Source organism: Streptomyces sp. NPDC127106, from assembly GCF_042677605.1.
Classification (GTDB): Bacteria; Actinomycetota; Actinomycetes; order Streptomycetales; family Streptomycetaceae; genus Streptomyces.
This window is the reverse complement of sequence record NZ_JBHXTC010000003.1, coordinates 192,772-206,726: the sequence shown is the minus strand read 5'-3', so window position 1 is coordinate 206,726 and position 13,955 is coordinate 192,772. Positions and strand designations below refer to the sequence as shown.

The following is a 13,955-nucleotide window of genomic DNA, read 5'->3' as shown; positions in this document are numbered from 1 at the left end:
TCATTGGTGTTCGTAGCCGCGACCCGTGCCCGTGACGAGCTCGTCGTCACCTGGAGCGGCAAGGCCAGTCGCATCCTGCCCGCGGACGCCGACTCCACCGCCCTTCGCGCGACCGAGCTGTTCCGATCGGACGGTCCGCTGCCCGGCCCGAGGTCCAGCGAGGCTTCCGGTCCGACGTCGGTGTTCGTCGCCTGACGGCGAGCCGCAGGAGAGGTGGCCGCCGGCGTTGCGGTCGAGGTCGAGGCGATGCGGGTCGCGGAACGCCGCCGGGTCGCGGTTCGCGGCCCCGGGAGCGATGAGCACCGGGACGCCCGCTGGGATGTCGACCCCGCCGACGCGCAGGTCCTCCGTGCTGTGACGGAAGGTGGCCACGCTCACCGGTGAGTCGAAGCGGAGCAGTTCGTCGAGGGCGCCGGGGATCAGGTCCGGGTCCCGACGCAGGCTGTCGAACGCCTCCGGGTGCCGGAGCAGGGCCAGGACGGCGTTGCCGATGAAGTGGGTGGTGGTCTCGTGCCCGGCGACCAGGAGGAGGGCGGCCAGGGAGACGGTCTCGTCCTGGTCGAGGCCGCCCTCGTCGCAGTCGCGCAGGAGGGAGTGGAGCGGGCCGTCGCCGGGGGCGGCACGGGCCGTGTCGACGAGGTGGGTCAGGTAGTCGCCGATCCGGTGTGACGCAGCGTCGACGCGGTCGGTGTCGGCCGCGTCGAAGAGGTCGTGGGACCAGCCGGCGAGCGTGGTGCGGTCGGATTCCGGCGCCCCGAGCAGCTCGCAGACGACGGTGACCGGCAGGGGTACTGCCAGGTCCGCCACCAGGTCGACCTCCGCGCCCGGTCGCCACGCGGTCATGAGGTCGTCGACGACCCGGGTGATGTACGGGCGCAGTTCCCGGACGCGTCCGGTGGTGAACAAGGGTGTCGTCACCCGCCGGTGGCGGGTGTGAGCGGGTGGGTCGCTCGCCAGCATGTTGCGGGAGATCGCCGGGTGCAGGTCGCGGTTCGACGGCCGGTCGGCGAAGAAGCGGGCCGTGTCCTTGGAAAGGCGGGGGTCGGTGAACGCCGCGCAGGCCTCGGGGTGACCGGTGATCAGGTACGCGTGGTGTCCGGAGCCGGTGGGGATCCGTTGGACCGGGCAGCCGCCGCGCAGCCGGTCGTAGGTGGGGTAGGGGTCGGCGAAGAAGCGCGGGTCGCGCAGGGGGTCCCGCCGCGGGGTGGTCATGAGGCCGCGCCCGCGTTCTCGGGCGCCGGACGGCGGGCGTAGGTGTCCTGGGCGACGAAGAAGGCGGTCATGCCGGCGACGGAGGTCGCGAGGTCTACGACGTGCAGTCGGATCTGCCGGGGGCCCGTTCGCGGTCCGGATCGAGCCGGAAGAGGAGGGCGAGGACCGGGGTTGCCGCCGTCAGGGTGAAGGTGTTGCGGAGGAGTCGGGCGACCTGGGCGGCGAAGCACCGCAGCGCGACGGGTATGCCCGTGAAGAGGATGTTGATCATTTCCGGTGGTGCTTCTTCCTGTATGGCTCGGCGAACAGAGCGTCCCAGCTCTCGGCGCCGCTGGCGGGCCGACGCTACGGGCCTTCGCGTCGCCGGTACATGGCGCAAGATGACGGGGCGTCCGCGCCGTTCGGTCACGGCGTTGCGGAGGTCGCGGGCGCTGAAGCGGTGCGGGGGCCGAAGCGCCTCGACGCGCCCCTCACACGTGGCGCGAAGCTGCTCAAGGTCCGAGTTCTCGCTCCGGTGACGCCGGTCGGGGTGGTCGGCCGGGCCGAACAACTCCTGGGAAGCCCGGTACGCATGCCCTGATCCAGTCCACCTTCGTCACAGACACGCCACCAGCATGTAGGGCACGCTGTTGAAGCGCGCCGGGGGTGAGCCACAGACACACGCACCACGTGCGCTACGACGATATCTTCACGCAAATCAGACGCACACGTTCGACGCATGCGGGACGGATCCTGACGGGATGTCATGAACGGTGGTGCCTCCGTCGCCTTGTAGGCGTTCCGGACGGGTACGCGGCGTATTGGCGCTCTGTAGCCGATCCGTGGGCCGGGAAGCCGCCGGAGCGGGGTCGGGAACAGGTCTCGGACCTTCGTGTGCTGAGCCAGGGCGGGTCAAGGGGAGGCCCGGGGCAGCGGCTGGCCGCGGGCGGGTGTTGTAGAGCTCACCGAGACTCAGCTGGCGACGGGCCGTGCCCGGCGGTGACCCGCCTCCGCCGCACGGCCGGCAACCGAATCACGGTCACCGACGCCTCCGGCGACACGCTTTTCCCGATCGCCTGCTGGACGGGCCGTTTTCATGGCCAGCCGGAGCTCTGCATCGGTCCGGAACGGGCGGAGGCCCTGCCGGAGAATCCGGCGGGGCCTCCGCGGTCCTGCGAGCAGCAGGCGCGGCGTTTCAACCCGTCTACGGACAGGTCATTCGGGCTGTGCGATGTCGTTGAACACGTCGATCAGGTCCTCGATCTGCTGCCCGCGCGGTGTGACTGCCCAGTCGTCGGTGAATCCGGTACGCGTGAGTTCGTCGGACAGGAAGTCCAACATCATGTCCGCCGCGGATCCGCTCGGGACCGTGGAGGAAACCGCGGCCTCCAACGCATCCGGATGTCCCTCCACGAGGATCAGGAGTGATCGGTAAAGCTTGGTGCCTCCGTGAAACCACTCGGGGGCAGTACGGTTCTGCTCGCTCATTCTTCCTGCCATTGAGTATTGCGTAGCATGACGGGCCTTCAAACTCTGAAGTGCGCTACCTCGGCGGCCCGGGCGACCGCTGAGTTCCGGAGGACTGATCCTCTCCCGGACCCCGTTCTCATATCCGACTGAAGGGGGGACGGCGTACCTACTGTGGACGGCGAGGCATGCCAGGGGCGGTTTGCCCGGTGAAGTCGACCAGTTCATCGACAACGAGCTTCGCCCACGGGGGAGCGCAGTACGGCGGCGTACTGCTGCCACAACGGAGCGGCGTCGGGAACCTCCTCCATCAGCACCCATTCCGGCGCGCCGGCCTGGTGCAGGGCGTGGAGGTAGCGCATGGGTTCGGCGGCCAACAGCGACCGCTGGTCCTGGCAGGCGGCGAGGAGCCGTTCGCGGGTGTCCCGGCCGACGGCAGGTCCGCCACGGCCTGGTGCACGAGAGACTGGTAGATCAAGCCGAGGCGCTTGCCTGCCATGGTCCATGCCGGGCAGGGAGGGCTCGCTATCAGCCCGCGGGTGCGGCCGACGCCGGTGTCCACTAGCGACGACTGCGGGACCGTCCCGGCGTCGGGCGAGCCCTTTGGCGTTGCTGCACATACATGCTTCTGCCCCAAATGCCGTCCTCGGTGTCCGCCTCGTGTACCGCCGAGGTGATCCGCAACTCCCTCACCCTGGTCGCGACCATCGCAACAGCCGAGGCGTCCTCGCACAGTGAGTACCCTCACTCTACGATGACGCCGCCAGGAATGAGGAAAATGAAACGGCCCGCCGGGAATCCGGCGGGCCGAGACAAGGAGTAGCCCCTGGCTAGTCAGCTGATGCATCCTCTGCCGCCCATAGGGCTTGCTCCTCGGCCAGAGACATATAGCGACATGCTCCGCTCTTCGCATCCACTGCGATTGCCGAACATCCGACGAGGAAGTCCCGGTCATCCTGGGTCTTCTCAAACTTCGCCGAATTCCACGGAATGACCCAGTAGTCGTCAGTTCGTGAAATCTCGTTCACTGCGACACTCAACGGCTCCGTATCTACCGGCTTGGTCTCCGCGAGGAAGTCGGTCGCGAGTTTCGATGCTTTGGATTTGTCGATCATTGTCAATTTGTCCTCATGAAAAGCCATCGCGTCCAATAGTCCAGAGATGCCTTTCCTTGTTGCCCATCAAGGAAGATGACGCGGCCATTTTTGTTGATGACGTTGAATATGTGACCTCGACTGCCTCGCATTCCCACGATGAACCCGCGTGCGCCATCACCCGCCTTGCTCATCGTTTCGACGATGCTGCTCACATTCGACGAGCTGAACTGCTGGCCCGGGTAGAATCGTTCCAGTACGCGAGGGTCGCCGGCCTTGATGGACCCGATAGACGTTGCTGGATTCCCGGCCAGGGAGGAGTCTACAGCCAGTGCGCAACTCCGGCAATTTGTCTGAGAGTTCGTCGGATTGATGGCCTCCTTGAGTCTTGGTGTCTCCGGCGTGTGGTATTCCCCCTTGCGCTGCGTCGAACTCGGCTTGGATGCGCGTATATCCTTACCGCCGGGAACCTTGTTGTGTGAGTTTCCGGCTGTTTTCTTCCCTGCCGCATTTGCTTTAGGTGGCGATTTTTTCGCCGGCTTCTTGGCGGCCTCTTGTGCTGCCTTCCTCTTGGCGGCCTGCTGTGCCGCCTGTTTTGCTGCCTGCTTTTTGGCGGCCTCGGCTGCCACCTTTTTGGCGGCTTCGACAGCTGCCTTCTTGGCTGCCTCTTCCGCAGCCTTTTTCGCTGCTTCCTGGGCAGCCTTTTTGGCGGCTTCTATGGCCAGACGCTTGGCCAGTTCGGCGGCAGCCCTCCTGGCCGCCTCGATCGCGGCACGGCGGGCGATCTCCTTGGCGATCTGCTGTGCTGCTATACGGAGGGCGATTGCGGCGAGGAGGGGGACGATCTTGCCGTCGGGGTCCGAGATGGACACCGGGTTGCTGTTGGCGTACGCGTACCCGTTCATCTGCTGCGGGTCGTTGACGTCGATCAGGGGGTCGACCGACAGGAATCGTCCGGTGGCCGGCTCGTAGGAGCGGACACCCAACTGACTCAGTCCGGTGGACGCATCGACAGTACCTCCGACGAAGCCCTTCTGGTTCGGCCAGGATTGAGGTGCCGCACCCCGGGTCTCGCCGTAGGGGGTCAAGTCCCGCCGCGTGGCGGCCATGGACCCTGCCGCGTCCACCGCGAGGGTCGCGGTGTTGTGGTGGTCGGCGGAGAGGTACGAGACGCTGCCGTCAGAGGAGCGGACGGCGACGGTTGAGTCGCCGAAGGTGTAGCTGCGGGTGGCCTTGGTCTTGCCGTCCGTGTCGAGGGACACTTCGGTGCCGCCCAGGTAGAGCGTGGTTCCCGAGGGGTCCTTGCGCAGCAGGCGGTTGCCTTCCGCATCGTAGACGTATTCGGTGACCTGAGTGCCTTCAGTGACCTTGGTGAGTTGTCCCTCGGTATCCCATTCGAGCTTCTGCTCGGAGTTGCCGATCTTGCGGAGGGTGGTGTTGCCGGTGGCGTCGTAGGCGTAGGAGTCCTTGCGGGTCCCTGTCGGTCCGGCATTGTCGACGCTGCTCAGTGTGTGCGGCTGGCTGCCCTTGGCGGCCGGGTAGGTGTAGGTCCGTCGGGTTTCGCCGCTGCCGACGTCGTGCTTGATCTCGCTGGTGCGGTTGCCCGTGGGGTCGAAGGTGTAGGAGTGCCAGTAGGGGGTGACTCCGCCGACGGTGGCCGAGGAGGGGCCGCTCGCGCAGCTTTCCTTGGCGGTCCAGCCCTCGGTCATGCGACGCAGGTGGTCGTAGCGGAAGCACTGGGTGTCGCGGGTCGTCTTCTCCCGCAGCTCGCTGAGCGACGTGATGTTGCCCGCGGGGTCGTAGGTGTAGTCGACCTCGGACAGTTCGAACGGGGCGACCTCGCGGTCCGCGAAGGACTTGGTGACCCGGCGGGTCGAGTCGTCCAGGTAGTTGGTGTGGATCATGCGCTTGCCCTTGGCGCCCTGCATGTACTGCATGAGCTCGCCGAAGGGCGTGTACCGGGTGCTGCTGATGTACTCGGCCGCTCCCTTGAGGGTGCTGGGCATGCCCGCCGCGTTGTAACTGAAGTCCAGCTTCTCCGCAGGGAGACCACCGGCAGCGGGGAGATGCACCGAGGCGGGGTCACCGGTGCTGTTGTAGTCGACCTTGGACTCGTAGCTTCCGGAAAGTGTGCCCTGCCCCTCCGGGACGGTGACCTTGGCCCCGGTCGGGGCTCCGGAGTTGTCGTACCCGAGGACGGAGGTGGTGTACGGCTTACCCTCGGTATAGCGGGTCGAGGAGGTCAGTTGGCCCTTGGACAGCGTGTCGTAGGTCCACTCTGCACGCTTCGGACCCTCGGGCCCGCCTTCGCGCTGCTCGATCGGCCGGCCGAGCTTGTCATAGGAGACATGGATACTTCTGCCCCGTGCGTCGGTGGTGGAGACGGGCTGGTCGCCGTCGTTGTAGGTGTAGGTAGTGGTGCCGCGGTCGGGGTCGTGCTCCTTGGTCTTGCGGCCGCGTAGGTCGTACTCGTTCTGCCAGGTGTTGCCGACCGGGTCGACGACCCGGGTCAGTTCACCACCGGGGCCGTAGCCGTAGCGGGTGCTGTCGAACTCGCCGCCGGCCTGTCGTCCCTTGTACTGCCGCAGTTCCACCGGGTTGCCCCGGGCGTCACTGATGGTCGTGGTGACCGTGCTCCCCTCGGGCGGGACCACGTGCAGCCGGTCACCTTCGTAGGTGGTGGTGGTGCGCCACTTCTCGGTGCCGAGGCTGTAGAACAGATCGGCCGTCTTGCGTCCGGCGCCGTCGTAGAGGTAGCCGTGCTGGCGGATGATCTGGTTGTCCGGGACGGATACCAGGGAGGTACCGGGGTTGCTCTTCTCCAGGTAGGGACCGGATTGCTTGACTTCCAGACCACGGGAGTCATACACCGTGTCGGTGACGACCCTGCCCGCGCGCGACTCGTCGTTCTGGTTGAGGTCGGAGCGCGTGGCCTGGGTCTGGCGCGAGCGCATCAGGCCGTCGTACAGCTCGTGGCTGACGGTGTACGTGTCGTCGGCGAGACGCGTGCGCGTGGTGACGGCGGAGGGGCCGTCCTTGCGGATCAGGTAGGAGATCTCGACGTCGGGCTTCTGGGCTCGCGTCCGGCCGGCTTCCCAGCCCTTGACCAGGCGGCCGAGGGCGTCGTACTCGGATTCTTCCCGCCGTCCATCGCCGTCGATCTCGGTCAGGGTCAGGCCACGGGTCGGGTCAATGATGTCGGTCTTGGTGTGGCCGAGGGGGTTGGTGGTGACCACCTGGTGCGGCATCTCGCCGGTGGCCGGGGTGTACTCGGTCCTGGAGGTGTTGCCCAGGGCGTCCGTGGTCTCGACCGAGCGGCCGTACTGGTCGAACTTCTCCGCCCCGGCGGTCACGTAGCGCGGCTGGCCGTTGATGTACTCGGCCAGCTCTTCGGCGCTGGTGGCATCGCCCTTGGTTGGGGTCTCACCAAAGGCCTTGCCGTCGTACAGGGTGCGCTCGTCGGAGATGACGTGCGCGGGCCGCTGGGCGGTGGCGTCGCAGGCGACGGAGACCGTCTCCTGGCGGGAGACGAGATCCAGCAGGTGCTTGCCGGCGTTGCGGGCGTACTCGGTACGGACGCAGCGGTCGTCGCTGCCGGTGGAGGTGTCGCCCAGGTCGTTGACCTTGGTGACCAGGCCGTGCTCGTCGTACGTCTTCTCCACCGCGGTGCGTCGGAGTCCTCCGCCCTCGACGGTGGTGCGGGTGCGTTGCGCACCGTTGTTGAACCTTTGCGCGGTGAGTGGCGTCGTCCCGGTGCGGTTGCGGGTCGCGGTCGGTGCGCTGATGACCGGCTCGTACGTGGTCGCCGAGATCAGCGGGCCGCCGTCGCCGTTGTAGGTGAGGGTTTCGCGGGTGACACCGGCCTGGGAGAGGTGGTCGGTGATCTGGTTGCCCTCGGAGTCGGCGACCTTGACGCTGCGCGTGCCGCCGGAGGCGGTGCGGTCGCCGTCCAGGCCCCGGAAGTAGACGTTCTCCGAGCGGGTGCGCTGGTCGGCGCCGTCCCCGGTGCGGGTGATGACCTTGCCGTAGCCGCGCCACTGGTTCCAGGTGCGCTCGGTGTCGCGGAGGAACTCGGAGGTGTCGTAGGCCCAGGCCGGGGCACCGGAGTATTCGTACCGGGTGACGGTCGAGGGGGATCCGCCGACGAGGTCGTTCTCGACGATCTGGGTGGCGACGTACTTGTGGAAGTAGTCCTTGTAGGGCTTGGGACGGCCGTCGGGGCCGATGGGCTGCCCGGGCGCGGACCAGTTGACCGGGTAGCAGCGCAGGGTGTTGTCGGCGTCCGAAGCCGGCAGGGTGCCGTCGCGGTTGCACTCGGGCGCGGAGTAGGTGATGCCGATCAGACCACCGGATTCGGTGCTGATGGCGTTGATGCGGTAGCGGATGAAGGGCGGCAGGCCCTCCAGGCCGTCGACGCGGTTGGCCAGCTGCACCCCGGAGAAGGTGATCTCCGGGGTGCTGAGTTCACCGTTGGTCTTGCCGGTGTGCTTGACCGAGGCCAGCCACAGGCCGTTGCTGGTGCCGTCGCCGGTCTGCGGGAAGGAGTGGGTCAGGTCCCAGCGGTCGACGTCCTTGTACGCGCCCCGGGTGAGGACCTGGGTGGTAATGGCGGAGAACCGCTTGCGGGTCCAGAAGGTCGGGGCGTGCTGGTTCTTGCACTCCTTCCCGGGGGCGCAGTACTGGTCGACGGGAACGTCGGGCCAGTTCTTGGCGTTCTCCTTGGTGAACTTGGCGTCCGAGCAGTCCGCGCCGGGCAGGCAGCGTTCGGCGGTTTCGATCAGGACCTTGGCCGGGGCCTTGGTGCCGTATTCGGCGCCGGTCCGCAGGCCGTACTCGACGCGGCTGAGGTGGCCGCCGCGGGTGTACTCGACGCCCTGGAGCTTCTTGTCGGCGCCGTAGCGGTTGGTCTCCTTGGCGTAGTAGTACACCATGGCGTTGCCCTGCACGTCGGCGACGTGGTCGAGGTTGTAGCGCCAGGCGCGCTGCTTGCCGCCGTCCTTGCCGTACAGCGGGACGGTGAAGGCGGAGTTGGTCTCCTGGTCGCCGGTCTTCCAGTTGCCCGGCCGGTTCAGGCCGAAGGTGAAGACCGTGCCGGAGACGGTGGTCAGGCGGAAGTAGCCGCCTTCGGCGTCACCGTTGGTGGCACCGGTGAGGTACTCGATCTTGGAGCCGTCGTCCTTGACGCCCTTCCAGGTGCCGGTGGCGTCATCCCTGACCAGCTCGGTGCCCGAGCCGTTGAGGGAGAGGATGGCGTTCTCGGAGGCGAAGCACAGGTCGCCCTTGCCGTCCTTGTAGTTCACTCCGGAGCCGGGGACGTCCGAGCACGGCTGGAAGCGGCGCTCGATGAACCCGCCGGAGGTGAGCTCGAACCCGTCGCCCACGTGCGAGGGCTGGGTGTTGCTGGCGGCCATGCGGCCGTCCACGCTCTGCGCGGAGTAGTTCAGCCCGAGCTCGGGAGAGAGGTCTCCGGGAGCCTCCGGGGTGGACATGGGATAGGTCCAGTTGAAGTCACCGGAAGCCCCGCCGGCCTGCCAGCTCGCCGTGGGGGCCAGAGGCGTCGCCTTGAAGTCCCCACCGGTTCCGGACGCGCCGCCTTCAGCGGCCAGGACCATCGGAGCCGCGGCGGCGGCACTTTTCGCGGACAGCTGCTGCGACGATTTGACGCCGGCGCCGGCGCCGGCGTCGGTCAGGGCGATACGGGCGGTCAGCGTCTTGTTCTTGACGTCGTTTCCGCTGTCGACCGGAGTCCCGGTCTGGCACTCGGCCTTCTCCGGTGTCGTCAGCACACACGCCGGGTACTGCACCATGCGCATGCGGCCGGCGAAATTCGCTCCGAACGCTCCGGCGAACGCGGAGTAGTCGACGGCGAGTTCGACCTTGCCGGGCGAAGGCGCGCCCGCGCCCGGTTCCACGGCCATCAGTACACCGTTGATACCGGCCTTCTCGGCGTGGGCCTGATTCTTGACCGAGACCTTCACATTGGCCGGGGCCGCCGGGGCCGCCGCCGCTCCCGCCCGGGTGAACGGGACTTCCGCGGAACGTATCCCGACGGGAAGGCCGCCGACCTCACTGCGATCGGGAGAAGGGGCCTTCGCGCGCGCCGCCACGGTGGAACCGGGCTCCACGAGCGCTTCGCCGCCCTTGGGCCACGTGACCTTGGGCGCCTTCTTCTGGGCGTTCTGCGCCGCTTCGTTCTTCGGCGGAGACTTCACCGGGACCTTGGCACCGGTGAGCACCGGCTCGGTCTGCGTACCGCGGACCTTGAACCGCTCGGCAGCCTGCGCGGTGCTCACGCCCGCCGACAGCAGCAGGGCGGAGATGACGGTGATGGCAATGGCCTGTGCGGAACGGCGAATGTGCTTGGGCCAGTTCCAGACGTTGTCGGAGCTCCAATGGGGCTCGGTTCTCTGGTGTATGTGTGACGGACTCACGCAGTTCCTCTATGCAGAATGAGGAGCGTTGACGATCAGCGCTCCTATCGCGCACACAGTAAACGATCAATCCCGTCAGGGTTATGCATCGTCAAGGCGGTCCATAGTGGAATCGGAAGTACCTCTTCCGAATTGCCCGTAAGCCCGGGGACGGGATAAATCCAGGGCGGAGAAATCCAGGGCGAGTTCAAGGTTGAGTATAAGTATGATCTAGTTCCCTAAGGTTCTGGGTGTGTGATTTCCGGCCCGTCTCCGGTCATCCACCCGCTTGGATGCGGCACCTCCGAACCTCACGCGTGCCGCCGACGAGGCGGTCGCCCCTTCCGATCGCCGTCACCCTTGGATGGTTTCGCCATGCACTCCGCCCCTCCCGCGAGGAGCCCACGACGACCACAGCCCTGGCCGAAGGCCCTGGCTGCGCTCGCGCTCACCGGTCTGTGCGTCGGCCTGACGCCCGCTCACGCGGTCCCGGCCCCCGCTGCGCTGCCTGCCGCGGGCGCGAAGGATCTGACACCTGAGCAGAAAGCGCAGGACGGCGCCCGTGCCGGCGGGCAGCCGGTGGAGATCCTGGAGAAGCGGACGGAGGACACCCGCACGTTCGCGAACCCTTCCGGCACCTTTACCCTGGAGCGCCACACCAGCCCCAAGTGGGTCAAGAGGGGTGGCAAGTGGGTTGACCTCGACGCTTCCCTGCAGGTCTCGGCCAAGGGCGTTCTGACGCCGAAGGCCTCGCTCCTTCCCCTCTCGCTGTCCGGCGGCGGTACGGGACCCCTGGTCAGCCTGACCGACGGGGACAAGGAGATCTCGCTGACCTGGCCGCAGGCCCTGCCGAAGCCGCGGATCAGCGGAGACACCGCGACCTACCCCGAGGTGCTCCCGGGAGTGGACCTGAAGGTCCGCGCCGGAATCGAGGGCTTCTCCCAGGTCCTCGAGGTCAAGTCGGCCGAGGCGGCGGCGAATCCGAAGCTCGCCGAGATCGGCTTCGGTCTCAAGACCAAGAACCTCTCGGTGGCCGCCGACGGGCACGGGAACCTGACGGCGAAGGACGCGGCCGGGCGGATCGTCTTCGGCGGACCGACCCCGACCATGTGGGAGTCGACGCCGACCGCCGGACAGCAGAAGGTCGCCCCGCCGGCGCGGAGCGCCCCGGCGGCGCAGGGCGTCGGCGCCCCCGCGGTACAGGACGGCAGCGCCTCCACCGCGTGGGAGCCGGGTCTGAACGCGAAGCAGGCGGCGATGGCCACCAAGGTGGACGGCTCCAGCCTGAAGGTGGTCCCGGACCAGAAGATCCTCAAGGGCAAGGACACCGTCTTCCCGGTCTTCATCGACCCGTGGATGAGCGGCGGCCGGATCGCCTGGACCCGGGTGTACAAGAAATTCCAGGACACCGCGTACTGGAACAAGAACGAACTGGCCCGGGTCGGCTACGAGAACGAGTCCAACGGCCTCTCCCGGTCGCTGTACCGGATGGACACGGCCGGGTTCGCCGGCAAGAACGTCATCCGGGGCACGTTCTCCACCCAGCTCGAATGGTCCTGGTCCTGTGAACCCCGGCCCGTACAGCTCTGGTTCACCGGCGCGATCAGCTCCAGCACCACGTGGCGGACCCAGCCGGACTGGACCCAGCACCTGGCCACGGTGAACACGGCCAAGGGATGGGGCCCCAACTGCCCGGCGGGCGGCGTGGAGTTCGACGTCACCAACAAGATGAAGGAAGCGGCCGCGGCCGGCTGGTCCGACGTCACGCTGGGGCTGAAGGCGGAGAACGAGTCCGACACCTACGGGTGGAAGAAGTTCCTCAACAGCGCCACCCTCTCCATCGAGTACAACCAGACGCCGAACACCCCCGGCGAGCTGCACATGACTCCCCAGCCCACCGCCCACGGCTACATCGGCAAGACCAACATCGCCGACGGTGTGCACCTGCGCGCGCGGATCTCGGACCCCGACAGCGGGAACGTGACCGCACGGTTCCGCCTGCACCACGTCGATCAGGGCGGCTGGTTCAACGAAGCCACCGTCAACGTTCCCAGTGGCGGCCTCGCCGACTTCCGCATCCCCGACGCGTGGCTGGCCCGGGACGAGTCGTACGCCTGGGAAGTCCAGGCCGACGACGGCACGAGCGCGTCCCGCTGGGAAGGCGCCGGCCGGTTCACCGTGAAGCGGACCACACCGCCCGCCCCGAAGATCGACATCGATCCCGACAAGGGCATCGCCACCTTCACCGCGGAAGGCGCCGAGGGCGGGGACCACGTCCAGACCTACCGGTTCGGCATCAACACCGATCAGCCCACCCGACGGGTGGAGGCCTGGCACGGGAAGGCCTCGGTACTGCTGCCGAAGATGGGTGAGGGCCGCTACGAGATCAAGGCCTACGCCACCGACAAGGCGGGCAACGACTCCACGGCCACGCTTAACAGCGGCATCCAGTGGGACAACAACAACACGGCCACCTCGCTCGCGGACGCCACCACCACCCAGGGCGGCCACATGGTCGCCGTCGCCGGCGGACGCGTCTGGCACGGGTTCACCGGAGGCAGCGTCCAGGACACCACGCCCGAAACCGGCGAACTCGCGAACGTCGAACAGGTCGCCACCATCGGCACCGACAGCCAGCTCCACGTACTGGCCCTGGCCGACGGCAAGATCCACCACAGCGTGCGATCCTCTTCCGGCACGTGGCAGCCCTGGGGCGACGCCACCGCCGCCGCCGGAAGCCTGCCCAAGGCGACGCAGATGGCCGCCGCCCAGGACGGCTGGAACATGGTCGTCGCCGCGGTCGCGGACGGCAAGGTCTACCTGACGACCCGCTACCCCGATCGCTGGGACCCCTGGCGGCTCGTCCCGGGTACCCCGGCGCAGATCGACCAGATCACCCTCGCCTCGGTGAACGGCCAGCCCCACATGGCGGTCCTCTCCGAGGGCCGGGCCCACCATTCCGCCCAGATCGCGCCCGGGAACTGGCACCCCTTCGCCCAGCTGCCCATCGCCAGCCCGCTGGCCTCGATCGAAGCCTCGGCCAGCGCCGGCACCGGCGCCGAGTTCCAGCTCGCCGCGGCCTCCGAGGGCCGGATCCACCACACCACCCGCCGGGCCGACGGCAACTGGACCGTATGGGGAGACGTGACCGCGGTCGTGGGCAACCCCGGCTACACCCGCAAGCTCCTGGGCACCCCGGTCGGAGACGGATTCCGACTGACCGCCATCGCCAACGGCACCATCAGCCAGACCACCCGCGCGGCCAGTGGCCACTGGAGCGGCTGGAAGGACATCTACCAGCCGTAACGGCAGCACCCGGCCGGGCTCCGTGCGAAGCGGGGCCGTCTCCACCCCACGCCGTGGGACGGAGACGGCCCCGCTTCCGCGTTCGGCCGTCGGTCACGCACTCGCCCGGTCATCGAGGTCACCGCGGGGGTGACCCACCGGCGAGATTCCGCCAGCTCCTCCGAACCCCTGCCCCGGGCCGCACCCGGTGCGGGATAATGGCCCGCGATGACCCACAGCACCACCGGTCGGGGAGCACAGCCAGGCGCGTACGGTCCCTTCGCCCACCTCACCGCGCCGAACGCCGTGCTCTACCGGCACGTGATGCGGGCGTTCGTCACCGCCAAGGAGCGGTTCGCCGTTCATCTGCGGCCCGAGGACGTGTACGCCGCGCTACCGGCCGGGGGGGGGGGGGGGGGCGCGGGGCGGGGCGCGGGCGGGGGGGGGGGCGGCGGGGCGGGGGGGCGGGGGGGCGGGGCGGGGGCGCGCCCCGCCCCCCCCCCCCCCC

The 13,955-nt window shown here is 68.1% G+C and carries 7 protein-coding genes and 1 pseudogene; 2 read left to right on the top strand and 6 right to left on the bottom strand.

The genetic code is table 11. The features are described 5' to 3' along the window. From ACFVGY_RS05385 to ACFVGY_RS05360, 6 genes and pseudogenes are all read right to left on the bottom strand, one after another. Window positions 1-1,212 (bottom strand): cytochrome P450, encoded by a 1,212-nt coding sequence (locus tag ACFVGY_RS05385; protein WP_385671319.1) that lies wholly within the window; start codon window positions 1,210-1,212, stop codon window positions 1-3. Between the two features lie 94 nt (window positions 1,213-1,306). Beyond that, the gene (locus tag ACFVGY_RS05380; RefSeq protein WP_385671316.1) at window positions 1,307-1,483 is read right to left on the bottom strand and encodes a hypothetical protein; all 177 of its coding nucleotides are present in this window, start codon (window positions 1,481-1,483) and stop codon (window positions 1,307-1,309) included. Between the two features lie 923 nt (window positions 1,484-2,406). Continuing rightward, on the bottom strand, window positions 2,407-2,679 hold the full coding sequence (locus ACFVGY_RS05375) for a hypothetical protein (protein ID WP_385671580.1): 273 nt from the start codon (window positions 2,677-2,679) through the stop codon (window positions 2,407-2,409). Window positions 2,680-2,912: 233 nt separating this feature from the next. Continuing rightward, window positions 2,913-3,220: pseudogene (locus tag ACFVGY_RS05370) on the bottom strand (DNA cytosine methyltransferase); the annotation flags it as partial. Window positions 3,221-3,488: 268 nt separating this feature from the next. After that, window positions 3,489-3,773, bottom strand: coding sequence for a YrhB domain-containing protein (locus ACFVGY_RS05365; protein WP_385671313.1), 285 nt, complete (start codon window positions 3,771-3,773; stop codon window positions 3,489-3,491). A gap of 2 nt (window positions 3,774-3,775) precedes the next feature. Then, window positions 3,776-10,183, bottom strand: a complete 6,408-nt coding sequence (locus ACFVGY_RS05360) for an RHS repeat-associated core domain-containing protein (RefSeq protein WP_385671310.1) — start codon at window positions 10,181-10,183, stop codon at window positions 3,776-3,778. 354 nt (window positions 10,184-10,537) lie between these two features. On the opposite strand from ACFVGY_RS05360, the gene ACFVGY_RS05355 reads away from it, so the two are divergent. Together ACFVGY_RS05355 and ACFVGY_RS05350 are read left to right on the top strand one after the other, a co-directional pair. Then, window positions 10,538-13,468: a DNRLRE domain-containing protein gene (locus ACFVGY_RS05355; RefSeq protein WP_385671307.1), complete on the top strand. Its 2,931-nt coding sequence runs from the start codon at window positions 10,538-10,540 to the stop codon at window positions 13,466-13,468. Between the two features lie 207 nt (window positions 13,469-13,675). After that, window positions 13,676-13,955, top strand: a 280-nt coding sequence (locus ACFVGY_RS05350; RefSeq protein ID WP_385671571.1) for a DUF2397 family protein, incomplete at its 3' end; no start/stop codon positions are given.